The organism is Psychroserpens ponticola (assembly GCF_023556315.2).
Lineage (GTDB): Bacteria > Bacteroidota > Bacteroidia > Flavobacteriales > Flavobacteriaceae > Psychroserpens > Psychroserpens ponticola.
Genome location: NZ_CP116221.1, coordinates 1,356,735 through 1,376,181 on the forward strand (window position 1 = coordinate 1,356,735; position 19,447 = coordinate 1,376,181).

General features: G+C 34.7%; 6 protein-coding genes. 3 read left to right on the forward strand and 3 right to left on the reverse strand.

Features of this window, described 5'->3' with window-relative positions; translation table 11 throughout:
- Nucleotides 1-6 precede the first annotated feature (6 nt).
- Genes MUN68_RS06095 through MUN68_RS06105 form a run of 3 tightly spaced genes read right to left on the reverse strand, consistent with a single transcriptional unit; the run spans nucleotide 7 to nucleotide 15,522 of the window.
- Nucleotides 7-924 carry a PorP/SprF family type IX secretion system membrane protein gene (locus tag MUN68_RS06095; RefSeq protein ID WP_249995776.1) on the reverse strand — a complete coding sequence of 306 codons (918 nt, stop codon included), beginning with the start codon at nucleotides 922-924 and terminating at the stop codon, nucleotides 7-9.
- A gap of 13 nt (nucleotides 925-937) precedes the next feature.
- Entirely contained in the window at nucleotides 938-14,974 is a 14,037-nt protein-coding gene (locus tag MUN68_RS06100) for an HYR-like domain-containing protein (RefSeq protein WP_272792411.1), read from the reverse strand.
- 44 nt (nucleotides 14,975-15,018) lie between these two features.
- On the reverse strand, nucleotides 15,019-15,522 hold the full coding sequence (locus tag MUN68_RS06105; RefSeq protein ID WP_249993982.1) for a hypothetical protein: 504 nt from the start codon (nucleotides 15,520-15,522) through the stop codon (nucleotides 15,019-15,021).
- A gap of 324 nt (nucleotides 15,523-15,846) precedes the next feature.
- On the opposite strand from MUN68_RS06105, the gene MUN68_RS06110 reads away from it, so the two are divergent.
- From MUN68_RS06110 to MUN68_RS06120, 3 genes are read left to right on the forward strand one after another with little or no spacing between them, the layout of a single operon-like run.
- Nucleotides 15,847-16,332 (forward strand): SixA phosphatase family protein, encoded by a 486-nt coding sequence (locus tag MUN68_RS06110; RefSeq protein WP_249993984.1) that lies wholly within the window; start codon nucleotides 15,847-15,849, stop codon nucleotides 16,330-16,332.
- Nucleotides 16,332-18,386, forward strand: a complete 2,055-nt coding sequence (gene ppk1, locus MUN68_RS06115) for a polyphosphate kinase 1 (protein ID WP_249993986.1) — start codon at nucleotides 16,332-16,334, stop codon at nucleotides 18,384-18,386. The genes MUN68_RS06110 and ppk1 overlap by 1 nt, the downstream gene beginning before the upstream one ends.
- Nucleotide 18,387: 1 nt before the next feature.
- A complete protein-coding gene (locus MUN68_RS06120) occupies nucleotides 18,388-19,293 on the forward strand; it encodes a Ppx/GppA phosphatase family protein (protein WP_249993988.1) in 906 nt (301 codons plus the stop codon).
- The last annotated feature ends 154 nt before the right edge of the window (nucleotides 19,294-19,447 follow it).

Genomic DNA, 19,447 nt, shown 5'->3' on the forward strand with positions numbered 1-19,447 from the left:
AAATTTTTAGAAGTATCTAGGCGATTTAATACGTTTGCTTTTAAATATTTCGAACATAAGTAACACTTCATGCGTTCCACTTGTATAGGCACTTAACTCTGATAATGGATATTCATAGGCATAACCAATTCTCAATTGTTTTGACACTTGAAAATCTGCAATGCCACCAATAGCTTGTGCTAATTCATTTATTCTGTATGATCCACCAACCCAAAACTTTTCATAGAATAAAAAGTTAGCAGTTAAATCAAAAGATAATGGTGCACCATTAGTTGCTTTAAGTAATGTTGCAGGTTTAAATTTTGTGTTTTCACCTAAATCAAATACATATCCACCAGTAATATAGTAACTGATTCTTTCTAGAGATTCAAATTCTTCATCTCCAGTATAATCTGTATTTAAGATTCTTGGTGCCGAAAGTCCAACATACCATTTGTTACTATGCCAATATACTCCAGTACCTATATTTGGTTTCCAACGATCTTCAAAGCCAAAAATTACAGGGTCATTAGATTGAGATTGTTGAAAGGCTGGATCTAGACTAAAACTAGTAAATCCTGCTTTTATTCCAAAAGCTAATTCACTGCTTTCAGTAACACGTATTGTGTATGAGAAGTCACCATATAAATATGAAAAGTTTTGAAAACCTAATTCATCATTTATAAATGAAAGACCTAATCCAACGTTTTCATTTCTTAATGGAGTATGTACAGAAAGGGTTTGAGTTGTCGGTCCTCCTTCAAGGCCAACCCATTGACTTCTGTGCAAACCTACAACACTTAATGTTTCTCTACTTCCTGCATAAGCTGGGTTAATAGCGATAGTATTGTACATATACTGTGTAAACTGTGGTAGTTGCTGTGCAACACTCATCCAGCTACTGAATAGTATAAATGCTATAATGTTAAACTTTACTAATTTCATTTCAGGTTAAGATTTAGTTTGTTGATACATAGATTGGACCTGTAATAGGTCTTAATCCGCTATTTTTTAAGGTTATTATGTAATAGTATGTTCCAGTTGGGACAGATCCAGAATTTCCTATTGAACCATTTGATGAGGCTCCATTCCAATTATTTTTATAATTAGAATTATCATAAATTTTTGCTCCCCAACGATTGAATATCATTAACTCTATAACAAAGCCACAATCTTCAACACCTTCAACGGTAAAGAATTCGTTAATACCATCGTTGTTTACTGTGACAGCTTTAGATATGATTAGGTCTTCTTCACCACAAGGTAAAACACGACATTCATCATCAATCGTTATTGTTACTTCAGTTTCACTTGGACAAAGACCTCCAACTGTATAAGTGAATATATAATCACCTAAATCAGCATCAGTGTATTCATCATTAATATCTAATAAATCAGAAGGGTTAAATAAGCTACCATCTAAAGTTGCATCTCCTAGAGTGACTGTCCACACACCATCTGTATCATAGTTTCCAGATAAAGTACTGAAAAGATCAAAATTAAAATCTTCTAAGATACAAAGCGCTCCAGGATTTACTGCAATAACTTCATTTTGTACACCAACATTAATTTGTTGTGTATATAATGCTTGATTTCCACATTCATCTTCTACAAGCCATTCTCTTATGATAATATAATCTTCTACTGTTCCATCAGAAGTTGAATTCTCTGTAAAAGTTACAGTCATATTTGTAGAACAAGCATCTTCAAATACTAATTCTGGTACTTCAGGAATATCATTACAGACTACAAATATTTCTTCTAAATCAGAAACTAAAGCAGGCGCAGTCGTATCTTGAACAGTAATAATTTGATCAAATGAAGTTGTATTCTCACACTCATCTGAAACAGACCATGTTCTTGTGATAACAAATTCACTTGGACACGTGCCAGCAACAATTGTATCTGTATAAGTTGCTTCTAGTCCAGTAGAACAGTTATCAGATTCATCTGTAACATCACCAGTTAAGCTTAAGTCATCAACATCTACATCACATTCAACATTAATATCTGTAGGAACAGTGAACGTAGGAGCAGTGTTATCTTCAACAGTAATCGTTTGATCAAATGTTGTCGTATTCTCGCACTCATCAACAAGTGTCCAAGTTCTGGTAATAATAGATTCATTAGCGCAATTTCCATCAGCAACCGCATCAGTAAAAGTCGCTTCTAAATCTGTAGAACAATTATCAGCTTCATCAGTAACGTCGCCAGTTAATGTTAAGTCATTGACATCTACATCACATTCCACAGTAATACTTTCAGGAACGGTGAACGTAGGAGCAGTGTTATCTTCAACAGTAATCGTTTGATCAAATGTTGTCGTATTCTCACACTCATCAACAAGTGTCCAAGTTCTTGTAATGATAGATTCGTTCGCACAGTTACCATCAGCAACCGCATCAGTAAAAGTCGCTTCTAAATCAGTAGAACAATTATCAGCTTCATCAGTAACGTCACCAGTTAATGTTAAGTCATTGACATCTACATCACATTCAACATTAATATCTGTAGGAACAGTGAACGTAGGAGCAGTGTTATCTTCAACAGTAATCGTTTGATCAAATGTTGTCGTATTCTCACACTCATCAACAAGTGTCCAAGTTCTTGTAATAATAGATTCATTAGCGCAATTTCCATCAGCAACCGCATCAGTAAAAGTCGCTTCTAAATCAGTAGAACAATTATCAGCTTCATCAGTAACGTCGCCAGTTAATGTTAAGTCATTGACATCTACATCACATTCCACAGTAATACTTTCAGGAACAGAGAACGTAGGAGCAGTGTTATCTTCAACAGTAATCGTTTGATCAAATGTTGTCGTATTGTCACATTCATCAACAAGCGTCCAAGTTCTTGTAATGATAGATTCGTTTGCACAGTTACCATCAGCAACCGCATCAGTAAAAGTCGCTTCTAAATCAGTAGAACAATTATCAGCTTCATCAGTAACGTCGCCAGTTAATGTTAAGTCATTGACATCTACATCACATTCCACAGTAATACTTTCAGGAACGGTGAACGTAGGAGCAGTGTTATCTTCAACAGTAATCGTTTGATCAAAAGTAGTTGTATTGTCACACTCATCAACAAGCGTCCAAGTTCTTGTAATGATAGATTCATTAGCGCAATTTCCATCAGCAACCGCATCAGTAAAAGTCGCTTCTAAATCAGTAGAACAATTATCAGCTTCATCAGTAACGTCACCAGTTAATGTTAAGTCATTGACATCTACATCACATTCCACAGTAATACTTTCAGGAACGGTGAACGTAGGAGCAGTGTTATCTTCAACAGTAATCGTTTGATCAAATGTTGTCGTATTGTCACATTCATCAACAAGCGTCCAAGTTCTGGTAATGATAGATTCATTAGCGCAATTTCCATCAGCAACCGCATCAGTAAAAGTCGCTTCTAAATCAGTAGAACAATTATCAGCTTCATCAGTAACGTCGCCAGTTAATGTTAAGTCATTGACATCTACATCACATTCCACAGTAATACTTTCAGGAACGGTGAACGTAGGAGCAGTGTTATCTTCAACAGTAATCGTTTGATCAAATGTTGTCGTATTGTCACATTCATCAACAAGCGTCCAAGTTCTGGTAATAATAGATTCATTAGCGCAATTTCCATCAGCAACCGCATCAGTAAAAGTCGCTTCTAAATCAGTAGAACAATTATCAGCTTCATCAGTAACGTCGCCAGTTAATGTTAAGTCATTGACATCTACATCACATTCCACAGTAATACTTTCAGGAACGGTGAACGTAGGAGCAGTGTTATCTTCAATAGTAATCGTTTGATCAAAAGTAGTTGTATTGTCACATTCATCAACAAGCGTCCAAGTTCTTGTAATGATAGATTCGTTCGCACAGTTACCATCAGCAACCGCATCAGTAAAAGTCGCTTCTAAATCAGTAGAACAATTATCAGCTTCATCAGTAACGTCGCCAGTTAATGTTAAGTCATTGACATCTACATCACATTCCACAGTAATACTTTCAGGAACAGAGAACGTAGGAGCAGTGTTATCTTCAACAGTAATCGTTTGATCAAAAGTAGTTGTATTCTCACACTCATCAACAAGCGTCCAAGTTCTTGTAATAATAGATTCGTTCGCACAGTTACCATCAGCAACCGCATCAGTGAAAGTCGCTTCTAAATCAGTAGAACAATTATCAGCTTCATCAGTAACGTCACCAGTTAATGTTAAGTCATTGACATCTACATCACATTCCACAGTAATACTTTCAGGAACAGAGAACGTAGGAGCAGTGTTATCTTCAACAGTAATCGTTTGATCAAAAGTAGTTGTATTGTCACACTCATCAACAAGCGTCCAAGTTCTTGTAATGATAGATTCGTTCGCACAATTCCCATCAGCAACCGCATCAGTGAAAGTCGCTTCAATACTACCAGAACATGCATCAGTTTCATCAGTTACATCACCAGTAATATTTAGATCGTTAGAATCTTGATCACATTCAATGGTAACATCATTAGGAACCGTAAATGTTGGAGGTGTTGTGTCTTCAATAGTAAGTGTAGCATTTAATGTTGTTGCGTTTCCACAATCATCTGTAATTGTATAAACTACAGCGATAGTACCAGTTTGACCACAAGTGGCAACTAGGTTAGCAAATGCATAATCAGAAGTTACAGTAACAGCTAGGTCATCAGCACAAGTTTCAAGAGCAGTAATGTTATTAGCATTCCAATCGTTAGCTAAAGTTTCATTATTATCTCCACCACATTCAATAGCTTCATCAGTTACAGAACAGTTCGATAAATCAGGAATAGTTCCATCATCAAACGTAAGTGTCGCATTAAGTGTTGTAGCATTCCCACAATCATCAGTAATTGTATAAATAACATTTATAGTACCACAAGGACCACAAGTTGTATTTAAGTTATCAAAATCGTAATCAGAAGTCACTTGACCAATAAAGTCTGTATCACACGTATCAGCCACACAAGTTTCAAGTGCAGCAATATTTGCAGCATCCCAAGCATCAGCAAGTGTTTCGTTTTCTGTATCAGAACATTCTAATACTGTGTTTTCAACAGAACAGTTTGTTATATCAGGAGCAGAAGTGTCTTCAAGGGTAAGTGTTGCATTAAGCGTTGTAGCATTTCCACAATCATCAGTGATTGTATAAACAACAGCAATTGTACCACCTTGACCACACGTAGAACTTAAATTATTAAAGTTATAATCAGAAGTAATCTGACCAGAGAAATCTGTATCACATGTGTCAGCTACACAAGCTTCAAGTGCAGTAATGTTAGCAGTATTCCAATCGTTCGCTAGAGTTTCATTATCAGTACCAGAACATTCAATCGCAGCATCAGTAACAGAACAATTAGTTAAATCAGGAGCCGAAGTATCTTCAAGCGTAAGCGTCGCACTTAATGTTGTAGCATTTCCACAATCATCAGTGATTGTATAAACAACAGCAATTGTACCACCTAGACCACAAGTAGAACTTAAATTATTAAAGTCATAATCAGAAGTAATCTGACCTGTAAAGTCTGTATCACACGTATCAGCCACACAAGCTTCAAGCGCAGTAATGTTAGCAGTATTCCAATCGTTAGCTAAAGTCTGGTTATCAGTACCAGAACATTCAATCGCAGCATCAGTAACCGAACAATTAGTTAAATCAGGAGCCGAAGTATCTTCAAGAGTAAGTGTCGCATTAAGTGTTGTAGCATTTCCACAATCATCAGTGATTGTATAAACAACAGCAATTGTACCACCTTGACCACACGTAGAACTTAAATTATTAAAGTTATAATCAGAAGTTATCTGACCAGAGAAATCTGTATCACACGTATCAGCCACACAAGATTCAAGCGCAGTAATGTTAGCAGCATTCCAATCGTTAGCTAAAGTCTGGTTATCAGTACCAGAACATTCAATCGCAGCATCAGTAACCGAACAATTAGTTAAATCAGGAGCCGAAGTGTCTTCAAGAGTAAGTGTCGCATTTAAAGTTGTTGCGTTTCCACAATCATCAGTAATTGTATAGACAACCGCAATTGTACCACCTTGACCACAAGTAGAACTTAGATTGTTAAAATCATAATTTGAAGTTACAGTCACACCAAGATCATCAGCACAATTTTCAAGCGCAGTAATGTTAGTAGCATTCCAATCGTTAGCTAGAGTTTGATTATCTGTACCAGAACATTCAATAGCGGCATCAGTAACAGAGCAGTTAGATAAATCAGGAATAGTTCCATCATCAAAAGTCAATGTTACAGTTCTAGAAGAACTATTGCCACAATCATCAGTGATTGTATAAGTTACATTGATAGTACCACAAGGACCACAAGTTGTATTTAAGTTGTTGAAGTCATAATCAGAAGTTACCTGACCAGTAAAGTCTGTATCACACGTATCAGCCACACAAGTTTCAAGTGCAGCAATATTAGCAGTATTCCAAGCATCAGCTAAAGTTTCATTTTCTGTATCAGAACATTCTAACACAGTATTTTCAACAGAACAATTAGTTAAATCAGGAGCCGAAGTATCTTCAAGAGTAAGTGTTGCATTAAGTGTTGTAGCATTTCCACAATCATCAGTAATTGTATAAACAACAGCAATTGTACCACCTTGACCACAAGTAGAACTTAAATTATTAAAGTTATAATCAGAAGTAATCTGACCAGAGAAATCTGTATCACACGTGTCAGCTACGCAAGCTTCAAGCGCAGTAATGTTAGCAGTATTCCAATCGTTAGCTAGAGTTTCATTATCAGTACCAGAACATTCAATCGCAGCATCAGTAACCGAACAATTAGTTAAATCAGGAGCCGAAGTATCTTCAAGCGTAAGTGTTGCATTAAGAGTTGTAGCATTTCCACAATCATCAGTAATTGTATAAACAACAGCAATTGTACCACCTTGACCACAAGTAGAACTTAAATTATTAAAGTCATAATCAGAAGTGATCTGACCAGAGAAATCTGTATCACACGTATCAGCCACACAAGATTCAAGAGCAGTAATGTTAGCAGCATTCCAATCGTTAGCTAAAGTCTGGTTATCAGTACCAGAACATTCAATCGCAGCATCAGTAACCGAACAATTCGTTAAATCAGGAGCCGAAGTATCTTCAAGCGTAAGTGTTGCATTAAGAGTTGTTGCGTTTCCACAATCATCAGTAATTGTATAAACAACCGCAATTGTACCACCTTGACCACAAGTAGAACTTAAATTATTAAAGTTATAATTAGAAGTAATCTGACCAGAGAAATCTGTATCACAAGTATCAGCTACACAAGCTTCAAGTGCAGTAATGTTAGCAGTATTCCAATCGTTAGCTAAAGTCTGGTTATCAGTACCAGAACATTCAATCGCAGCATTAGTAACCGAACAGTTCGTTAAATCAGGAGCCGAAGTATCTTCAAGCGTAAGTGTTGCATTAAGAGTTGTTGCGTTTCCACAATCATCAGTAATTGTATAAACAACCGCAATTGTACCACCTTGACCACACGTAGAACTTAAATTATTAAAGTCATAATCAGAAGTAATCTGACCAGAGAAATCTGTATCACACGTGTCAGCTACACAAGATTCAAGCGCAGTAATGTTAGCAACATTCCAATCGTTAGCTAAAGTCTGGTTATCAGTACCAGAACATTCAATAGCAGCATCAGTAACCGAACAATTAGTTAAATCAGGAGCCGAAGTATCTTCAAGCGTAAGTGTTGCATTAAGCGTTGTTGCGTTTCCACAATCATCAGTGATTGTATAAACAACCGCAATTGTACCACCTTGACCACAAGTAGAACTTAAATTATTAAAGTTATAATCAGAAGTTATCTGACCAGAGAAATCTGTATCACACGTATCAGCCACACAAGCTTCAAGAGCAGTAATGTTATCAGCATTCCAATCGTTAGCTAAAGTCTGGTTATCAGTACCAGAACATTCAATCGCAGCATCAGTAACCGAACAATTCGTTAAATCAGGAGCCGAAGTATCTTCAAGGGTAAGTGTTGCATTAAGAGTTGTTGCGTTTCCACAATCATCAGTGATTGTATAAACAACAGCAATTGTACCATTTTGACCACAAGTAGAACTTAAATTATTAAAGTTATAATCAGAAGTTATCTGACCAGAGAAATCTGTATCACAAGTATCAGCCACACAAGCTTCAAGCGCAGTAATATTAGCAGCATTCCAATCGTTCGCTAAATTCTCATTATCAGTACCAGAACATTCAATCGCAACATCAGTAACCGAACAATTAGTTAAATCAGGAGCAGAGGTGTCTTCAAGAGTAAGCGTTGCATTAAGCGTTGTATCATTTCCACAATCATCAGTAATTGTATAGACAACCGCAATTGTACCATTTTGACCACAAGTAGAGCTTAAATTATTAAAGTTATAATCAGAAGTTATCTGACCAGAGAAATCTGTATCACACGTGTCAGCCACACAAGCTTCAAGCGCTGTAATGTTAGCAGCATTCCAATCGTTAGCTAGAGTTTCATTATCAGTACCAGAACATTCAATCGCAGCATCAGTAACCGAACAATTAGTTAAATCAGGAGCAGAGGTGTCTTCAAGAGTAAGCGTTGCATTAAGAGTTGTTGCGTTTCCACAATCATCAGTAATTGTATAAACAACAGCAATTGTACCACCTTGACCACAAGTGGTAACTAGGTTAGTAAATACATAATCAGAAGTTACAGTCACACCAAGATCATCAGCACAATTTTCAAGCGCAGTAATGTTAGTTGCATTCCAATCGTTAGCTAGAGTTTCATTATCAGTACCAGAACATTCAATAGCAGCATCAGTAACAGAACAGTTTGATAAATCAGGAATAGTTCCATCATCAAAAGTAAGTGTTGCATTAAGTGTTGTAGCATTCCCACAATCATCAGTAATTGTATAAATAACATTTATAGTACCACAAGGACCACAAGTTGTATTTAAGTTATCAAAATCGTAATCAGAAGTAATCTGACCTGTAAAGTCTGTATCACACGTATCAGCCACACACGTTTCAAGTGCAGCAATATTTGCAGCATCCCAAGCATCAGCAAGTGTTTCGTTTTCTGTATCAGAACATTCTAATACTGTGTTTTCAACAGAACAGTTTGTTAAATCAGGAGCAGAAGTGTCTTCAAGGGTAAGTGTTGCATTAAGCGTTGTAGCATTTCCACAATCATCAGTGATTGTATAAACAACAGCAATTGTACCACCTTGACCACAAGTAGAACTTAAATTATTAAAGTTATAATCAGAAGTTATCTGACCAGAGAAATCTGTATCACATGTGTCAGCTACGCAAGATTCAAGCGCAGTAATGTTAGCAGTATTCCAATCGTTCGCTAGAGTTTCATTATCAGTACCAGAACATTCAATAGCAGCATCAGTAACAGAACAATTCGTTAAATCAGGAGCCGAAGTATCTTCAAGCGTAAGTGTCGCATTAAGTGTTGTAGCATTTCCACAATCATCAGTGATTGTATAAACAACAGCAATTGTACCACCTTGACCACACGTAGAACTTAAATTATTAAAGTTATAATCAGAAGTTATCTGACCAGAGAAATCTGTATCACACGTATCAGCCACACAAGATTCAAGTGCAGTAATGTTAGCAGCATTCCAATCGTTAGCTAGAGTTTCATTATCAGTACCAGAACATTCAATCGCAGCATCAGTAACCGAACAATTAGTTAAATCAGGAGCAGAAGTGTCTTGAAGAGTAAGTGTTGCATTAAGTGTTGTAGCATTTCCACAATCATCAGTAATTGTATAAACAACAGCAATTGTACCACCTTGACCACACGTAGAACTTAAATTATTAAAGTCATAATCAGAAGTTATCTGACCAGAGAAATCTGTATCACACGTGTCAGCTACGCAAGCTTCAAGCGCAGTAATGTTAGCAGTATTCCAATCGTTAGCTAGAGTTTCATTATCAGTACCAGAACATTCAATCGCAGCATCAGTAACCGAACAGTTTGTTAAATCAGGAGCCGAAGTGTCTTCAAGGGTAAGTGTCGCATTAAGTGTTGTAGCATTTCCACAATCATCAGTGATTGTATAAACAACCGCAATTGTACCACCTTGACCACAAGTAGAGCTTAAATTATTAAAATCATAATCAGAAGTAATCTGACCAGAGAAGTCTGTATCACACGTATCAGCCACACAAGATTCAAGCGCAGTAATGTTAGCAGCATTCCAATCGTTCGCTAGAGTTTCATTATCAGTACCAGAACATTCAATCGCAGTATCAGTAACCGAACAGTTTGTTAAATCAGGAGCCGAAGTATCTTCAAGGGTAAGTGTTGCATTAAGCGTTGTTGCGTTTCCACAATCATCAGTGATTGTATAAACAACCGCAATTGTACCACCTTGACCACACGTAGAACTTAAATTATTAAAGTTATAATCAGAAGTTATCTGACCTGTAAAGTCTGTATCACAAGTATCAGCTACACAAGCTTCAAGCGCAGTAATGTTAGCAGCATTCCAATCGTTCGCTAGAGTTTCATTATCAGTACCAGAACATTCAATCGCAGCATCAGTAACCGAACAATTAGTTAAATCAGGAGCCGAAGTATCTTCAAGGGTAAGTGTTGCATTAAGCGTTGTTGCGTTTCCACAATCATCAGTGATTGTATAAACAACCGCAATTGTACCACCTTGACCACACGTAGAACTTAGATTATTAAAGTTATAATCAGAAGTTATCTGACCTGTAAAGTCTGTATCACAAGTATCAGCCACACAAGCTTCAAGCGCAGTAATGTTAGCAGCATTCCAATCGTTAGCTAGAGTTTCATTATCAGTACCAGAACATTCAATCGCAGCATCAGTAACCGAACAATTAGTTAAATCAGGAGCAGAAGTATCTTCAAGGGTAAGTGTCGCATTAAGTGTTGTAGCATTTCCACAATCATCAGTGATTGTATAGACAACAGCAATTGTACCACCTTGACCACACGTAGAACTTAAATTATTAAAGTTATAATCAGAAGTAATCTGACCAGAGAAATCTGTATCACACGTATCAGCCACACAAGCTTCAAGCGCAGTAATGTTAGCAGCATTCCAATCGTTAGCTAGAGTTTCATTATCAGTACCAGAACATTCAATCGCAGCATCAGTAACCGAACAATTAGTTAAATCAGGAGCCGAAGTATCTTCAAGCGTAAGTGTTGCATTAAGCGTTGTTGCGTTTCCACAATCATCAGTAATTGTATAAACAACCGCAATTGTACCACCTTGACCACAAGTAGAACTTAAATTATTAAAGTTATAATTAGAAGTAATCTGACCTGTAAAGTCTGTATCACAAGTATCAGCTACACAAGATTCAAGCGCAGTAATGTTAGCCGCATTCCAATTGTTAGCTAGAGTTTCATTATCAGTACCAGAACATTCAATCGCAGCATCAGTAACCGAACAATTAGTTAAATCAGGAGCCGAAGTATCTTCAAGCGTAAGTGTTGCATTAAGTGTTGTAGCATTTCCACAATCATCAGTGATTGTATAAACAACCGCAATTGTACCACCTTGACCACAAGTAGAACTTAAATTATTAAAGTTATAATCAGAAGTTATCTGACCAGAGAAATCTGTATCACACGTATCAGCCACACAAGCTTCAAGTGCAGTAATGTTAGCCGCATTCCAATCGTTAGCTAAAGTCTGGTTATCAGTACCAGAACATTCAATCGCAGCATCAGTAACCGAACAATTAGTTAAATCAGGAGCCGAAGTATCTTCAAGCGTAAGCGTCGCATTAAGCGTTGTAGCATTTCCACAATCATCAGTAATTGTATAGACAACCGCAATTGTACCACCTTGACCACACGTAGAACTTAAATTATTAAAATCATAATTTGAAGTTACAGTCACACCAAGATCATCAGCACAATTTTCAAGCGCAGTAATGTTAGTAGCATTCCAATCGTTAGCTAGAGTTTCATTATCAGTACCAGAACATTCTATAGCTTCATCGGTTACTGAGCAGTTTGATAAATCAGGAATAGTTCCATCATCAAAAGTAAGAGTTGCAGAAAGCGTAGAAGAGTTTCCACAGTCATCAGTAATTGTATAAATTACATTGATAGTTCCACAAGGACCACAAGTTGTATTTAAGTTATCAAAATCGTAATCAGAAGTCACTTGACCAGTAAAGTCTGTATCACAAGTGTCAGTAGCACAAGATTCAAGTGCTGCAATATTGGCTGTATCCCAAGCATCAGCAAGTGTTTCGTTTTCAGTATCAGAACATTCTAAAACAGTATTATCAATAGTACAAGCCGATAAATTTGGCGCAATATTATCTTCAACAGTAATTGTTTGAGTATCAGAAACAGAGTTTCCACATTCATCAGTTGCAGTCCAAGTTCTAGTAATAGTTTCCGTATTACCACAATTAGTAACACTACTATCAGTAAAAGAAATAGTAGCAGTACCACAAGTATCAGTAGCAGTAGCATTACCAGTAGCAGAAGGGTTAGTACTATCAGTACATTCTACAGTTGAATTAGCAGGTATTGTTATAGTTGGAGGAGTTGTATCTACAACAGTAATTGTTTGGGTTTCCGAAACAGAATTACCACAAGCATCAGTTGCAGTCCAAGTTCTAGTAATAGTTTCAGTGTTACCGCAAGCACCATCAGAACTATCTGTAAATGTTACAGTAGCAGTTCCACAATCATCAGTAGCTGTAGCAGTTCCAGTATTAGGAGGATTGGTATCCTCAGTACATTCTCTATTTTTATTAGGTGGAATAATTAGATCTGGAGCTGTTGTATCTTTAATAGTTATAGTTTGTGTATCTGAGGCAGAATTTCCACATGCATCAGTAACAATAAAAGTTCTAGTTACTAGAATAGTACAAGTTCCAGAACTTGTGTCAGAATAAGTAATAGAGGCAATAGTACCATCTATATCTGAAGCAGTTCCATTTCCATCTATAGCATTTTCTAATTGAGCTAATGTAATAGTAGTAGAAGTTTCATTATATGATAAACCAGTAATAGCAGAAACATCACAACCTTCTATGGTATAATCTTCAGGAGCAGTAATTTCAGGGTTTTCAGAATCATCATCATTAATAATAATATTGTTTGTAGTTACGGGACAATCATTATCATCAATAACATTAATCGTATAAGTTCCTTGAGTAAGGTTTGAAAAAGTTCCAGATGCTTGGTAGTTATTTCCACCATCAATTGAATACATATAAGGAGGAATACCACCAGAAGCTTCAACAGTTAATTCACCAGAATTATTTCCCGAGCAATCTGCGTTAGATGTCGATGTTACACTAACAGTTAATTCAGTTGGTTGAGTAATTTCACTATCATTAATAATGATATTACATCCAGATGAATCAGTAATTGTAACCGAATATGTTCCAGCAGTAATTCCTGATAGATCTTCCGTGACTTCTCCATTATCCCATAAAAATGTATAAGGAGGAGTACCACCTGTAATAGTCACATCTATAGCTCCAGTTGCACCATCATAACAAAGTATATCTGTTGTAGAAACTGTTGCTTCAATAACATCAGGAATAATAATTTCAGCTTGAGCATCAATACTTGGCATAGAACAAGTTGCTCCAAATGTGCCAGAATATGTTAAATCAGCAGTAAATACACCTTCAAATGTATCTGGTGTTCCTGGATAAGAATAAACTCCTAAAAGATTTATAGATGAACCAATAAGATTTCCATCTAAATAAAAATTCCATACAAATGAATCCTCAGTAGAGACACAACCATTTTGTTCAAGTGTAGCTGAATAATTAATCGAATTTGTACATCCAACTCTAGAGATACTAGGTGTTATTTCTGGACAAGGCACACAAAAACTTGGATTATTAAACACCAAAGATTCGATTTCACACATGGCATCTTCATAATTAATAATTGTGTTTCCGGATGATTGAGGGCCACATACTGTTGAATTGTCTGGAGTAATTGTATAGTTTAATGTTATAGTTTCTTCAAATAGATCGTCAACATACCATAATAACAATGGATCAGTATACGACGTTGTTCCTTTACTTGCAACAACACTTCCTGGCACAATTGAAAAACCATTAGCAACAGTGTCAGAAACGAGTGCTTGACCAGGTAATTGGGTTGCAGCAGGTACTAATTGACCTAAAATTGCATCATAAATGCTATTTAAATCTGCATTGTTTTCAGTCGAAAAAGCACCAGCATTTTGTATGCTATTAAGAGTATTTAAGGCTATTGTTTGTTCAGTACCACTAATAGCTCCTACTAATCCTATAGTAAAAATACTCTGTTCAAATTCTTCGCCACTAACGTAAGTGGTTTGTGCATTATTTCCAGCAGTTATTGCTGATGTTTGGCATATAGTTCCAGATGTAGTAGAGCTACATGAGTTATTACTACCATTTCTGTATGTTGCTACACCATCAGATAGCAGTATAATACTTCTTGAAGTTGCACAATCAAAAGTACCCGTATTTGTTAAAAGGTTGTCAGCAGCGATAAGAGCTCCTTGAGTATTTGTCCATCCACTAGTAGAAATCCCATTAATTTCATCAATAACATCTTGCTTACCAGCACTTAAAGTTAGACCTATATCAACACTTGCAGAAGAGCTAAAAGTTACTAATGCAACTTTGTTTAAGCCAGTCGGATTGTTTGCGGGTAAAAAGAAATTATTAACAAAAGCGATAGCAGCATCTTGAGCGTAATCTATTGGTTCTGGCACAGGACCATCATCCATACTTCCAGATCTATCAATAATTAATACAACTTCTTGCGGACTTTTTGGTGGTTTACCTATGATCTCTAAAGTCACATCAAATTGTGTGCAAACATCTACGTTTTCTACGATATCCTTATTAACAATTACTTGTTGACCAGATAGAATATTAATAGAAAATAGAAATGAAAAAGCAAACAAAAGTTTAGCTACATTCTTAACATTTCTTTTTTGAAATTGTAATTTATTTTTCATCGATTTTTTCTTTAAAACCTGTTTTTAAATCTTACTTACAAATATTATCCCTCAGAAGGGTCAGCTACGTAAACACTTAATGTTTGAGTCTCAGAGATTGATTTACAATCTGTAGACTTAGCTTCTACTTCAATACAACTCCATGTATTTAAAGGCGTTCCCTTTGGAGCCTCTGCGTTTACAATAAATTTGTATGATTCACCACTATTCAATGTTATATTAAATTTAGAAGCGGTATTTGCGTTGTTTCTATTTATACCATTATTCTGAAATGAAACATCTAATGGTGCACTTTCAGAACTAGTACCTCTATTATATTGTGAATTATTGTTGTTGCATGGTTCTGAAAGATTTTTAGCCGACAAATTGAACGTCTTAGTTTCTTGAGAAGTATTTGTGAGAACCAATATGAATTGAGCACCATCTTCGTCAGCAGATTTAGAGTTTCTGTTTTTTTCAACAATTAGTTGGGCGCTACAATCATTTTTACTTGACGCAGATAATGTCATAGCAAAGCATGCTATAATTAAAGTTGCTATTAATTTCATAATTATAAAATTTAATTCAAATTTTGTATTCGCTTAGCGATGTTTAATAATACTATTACATATAAGAGTTTTAATCAAGTATTATGATGATACTTAATTAGATATCCAATATATTTTGAGGGAAGAACTGCGGTAAGAAATACCACATAAATGGATTTATTAATATATTTTTGATTTGGGGTCATAAACATTATATTTAATGTGAACAAATGAAATGATAACCAAATAGGTTAACAAATTTAAATGTTGAAAGGACGAAAATAATCGTTAAAACGGAATTATGCAACATTTTATCGATAAAATATTACACTTCATCGAATAATTATGAGACAATTACTACTAATTAGGCATGCAAAATCTTCATGGAAACATGATGTTAGTGATGCTGAAAGACCACTAAATAAAAGGGGTTTTAATGATGCAGCCTTAGTTTCTAAATCGTTTAAAAACGTTGCTTTTATACCTGATATTATTTTTTCAAGTCCGGCAAAAAGAGCCTTAACTACTTGTGATATTTTCATTAAAAACTTAGATTTTGATGATAAAATCATACATGTTAAAGACGAATTATATGATTTTGAGGGGCAAAATGTTATAGATTTTATAACCCAAATTGATGATAGTTATGAAAAAGTTATGATTTTTGGTCATAATCATGCATTCACATCTATTTGCAATATATTTGGAGACCAATTTATAGACAACCTTCCTACAAGTGGTTTAGTTGTTCTAAACTTTGATGTCAATACGTGGCAAAACGTTAAAAACGGTATTACAAAACTTACAATTTTCCCAAGGGATTTAAAATAATGGTAAAAGAAAAAAATAGCTATATAAATCGTGAATTAAGTTGGCTTCAATTTAATGAACGCGTATTACAAGAAGCAGAAGATGAAAGCGTACCTCTAATTGAAAGGTTAAGATTTTTAGGAATATTTTCAAATAACCTTGATGAGTTTTTTAAAGTAAGGTATGCAACAGTTAAGCGAATTGATGAAGCTGGTAAAGGAGGTAAAAGTGAATTAGGAGGTGTAAAAGCTGGTGAACTTTTAGAAATTATTACTAAAATTGTTATTAAGCAACAAAGTTATAGCTTAGAAATTCTAAGTAAAATTCAGAGTAAACTCGATAAAGAAAATATCTTTATTATAAATGAAACACAAATTGATGAATTTCATCATAAGTTTATAAAAGATTATTACATACAAAATGTTAGTCCAGCTTTAGTAACGATTATTTTAAACGACCTGCTGGAACTGCCTTTATTGAAAGATAGTGCTGCATATTTGGCAGTGAAAATGGTTTTAGATAATGGTGAAAAGCAATTTGCATTAATAGAAATACCAAAAGCGATCGATCGATTTGTTGTTTTACCTAAAAAAGGAGAAGGTAATTACATCATTATATTAGACGATTTATTACGTTACTGCTTAAATGATATCTTCAATATCTTTAATTACAAGTCTATTTCGGCTAATATGATAAAAATCACTAGAGATGGTGAACTTGATTTTGATAGTGATTTAAGTAAGAGTTTTATTGAAAAACTTTCAGATAGTGTAAAAGATAGACAGATTGGAGAGCCAGTAAGGTTTGTTTATGATAAGACAATTGATGAAGAGACCTTAGAGTACTTAATGTCTAAAATGGGTATCGATTCTAAGGATAGTGTGATTCCAGGAGGTCGTTATCACAATAGAAGAGATTATATGGATTTTCCAAGTTTGAGAAGAACAGATCTCTTATATGATAAAATTCAGCCTTTGCAAATAAAAGGGTTAAGCCTTCAAAATAGTATTTTTACTTCCATATCAGAAAAAGATTATTTACTTCATACACCATATCAAACTTTTTCTTATGTCGTGAAATTTTTAAGAGAAGCTGCTTTAGATCCTCAAGTTAAAACCATAAAAATCACAATATATAGACTTGCTCAAATTTCTCATGTTGCTAGTTCATTGATAAACGCTGCTAAAAATGGAAAAAAAGTAACAGTAGTCATTGAATTACGTGCGAGATTTGACGAACAAGCAAATATTGATTACGCAGAACAAATGCAAGCTGAAGGTGTCAATCTCCTTTTTGGTGTAGTGGGTTTAAAAGTACATAGTAAAATGTGTGTTATTGAACGTGAAGAGCATAATAAATTAAAACGATACGGATTTATTAGTACTGGAAATTTTAATGAATCTACTGCTAAAGTTTATACTGATTTCACGTTATTCACATCAAATTCAAAAATATTAAAGGACGTTAATAAAGTGTTTAATTTTTTTCAAACTAATTATTTGATCTATAGGTATAAACATATTATTACATCTCCTCATTATACAAAATCAAAACTATTTGCCTTAATTGACACTGAAATTGAAAACGTAAAACAAGGAAAACCAGCATTTATAAAACTCAAGCTGAATAGTATTTCTAGTTATAGTATGATTGATAAGTTGTATGAAGCCAGTAGAGCTGGTGTAAAAATTCAAATGATTGTGAGAGGTATATGTTGTTTGATTCCTGGAGTGAAAGGAATGAGCGAGAACATTGAAGTTATAAGTATTATTGATAAATTTTTAGAGCATACCAGATTATATCTATTCTGTAATGATAACGATAACAAAGTGTATATTTCTTCAGCAGACTGGATGACTAGAAATATTGAAAATAGAGTAGAAGTCAGTTGCCCTATTTATCAAGATGATATTAAAGAAGAATTGCTAAACATTTTTGATATTTGTTGGAAGGATAATGTAAAGGCAAGAATAATTAATGAATTCCAAACTAATGAGTATAGGCAAAATGACCTTCCTAAAGTAAGAACCCAATTTGCACTTTATAATTATTTTAAAGAAAAACTGAATTCCTAATATGTTAAGCATTAAAAAATACGCAGCTATTGATATAGGATCTAATGCTGTTAGACTTTTAATATCAAGTATTATTGAACAAAAAGATAGGCCTACTAAGTTCAAAAAAACGTCCTTAGTTCGTGTGCCTATTCGTCTAGGTGCTGACGTGTTTTTGAATGGGGAAATTTCCGAAGAGAATAAACAGCGTATGCTTGATACTATGGTGGCTTTTAAATTATTAATGAAATCCCATAAAATTGTTAAGTACAAAGCTTGCGCTACATCAGCAATGCGAGAAGCAGATAATGGTAAAGAAATGGTAAAGCTTATTTCTAAAACGGCTAAAATAAATATAGATATCATAAACGGAGAAGAGGAAGCTGCTATTATTGCTGCAACAGATTTACATTCTTATATTAAAGAAGATAAAACGTATTTATATGTTGATGTTGGTGGAGGAAGTACAGAATTTTCAGTAATTCATCACGGAAATACGGTTGCTTCTAGATCATTTAAAATTGGTACTGTAAGACTTTTAAATGATATTGTTAAAAAAGAGACTTGGTTTGAATTAGAAGAATGGATTAAAAAAAACACGAAAGGTTATGATGCTTTGGATTTAATTGGTTCTGGTGGAAACATTAATAAAATATTTAAAATTTCAGGAAAAACGATGGGTAAACCGTTGACTTATTTTTACTTAACATCTTATTATAATAAACTTCAAACCTATTCTTATGAAGAACGAATTACCGAATTAGAACTTAACCAAGATAGAGCAGATGTTATTATTCCTGCAACAAGAATTTACCTTTCTGCAATGAAGTGGAGTGGAGCAAAAGACATCTATGTGCCAAAAATCGGACTTTCAGATGGTATCATCAAAAGTGTGTATTATGGAACAGTTTCAAGCATAAACCTTTAAAAATTAAGTTGTTTGACCTCTTTTTTTACGAGATATCCGTTATTTATTTCTTAATTTCAATTTTCATTATATATTAGCAGTCTCAAATCTATGCTGTTTTATATAACAACATTTTGAAAATGCTCAATTATAGTAGTTGAGTTAATTTAAAATA

Coding starts and splice junctions, on each gene's coding strand:
- MUN68_RS06095 (WP_249995776.1), bottom strand. CDS start 924: ATGAAATTAGTAAAGTTTAACATTATAGCATTTATACTATTCAGTAGC.
- MUN68_RS06100 (WP_272792411.1), bottom strand. CDS start 14,974: ATGAAAAATAAATTACAATTTCAAAAAAGAAATGTTAAGAATGTAGCT.
- MUN68_RS06105 (WP_249993982.1), bottom strand. CDS start 15,522: ATGAAATTAATAGCAACTTTAATTATAGCATGCTTTGCTATGACATTA.
- MUN68_RS06110 (WP_249993984.1), top strand. CDS start 15,847: ATGAGACAATTACTACTAATTAGGCATGCAAAATCTTCATGGAAACAT.
- ppk1 (WP_249993986.1), top strand. CDS start 16,332: ATGGTAAAAGAAAAAAATAGCTATATAAATCGTGAATTAAGTTGGCTT.
- MUN68_RS06120 (WP_249993988.1), top strand. CDS start 18,388: ATGTTAAGCATTAAAAAATACGCAGCTATTGATATAGGATCTAATGCT.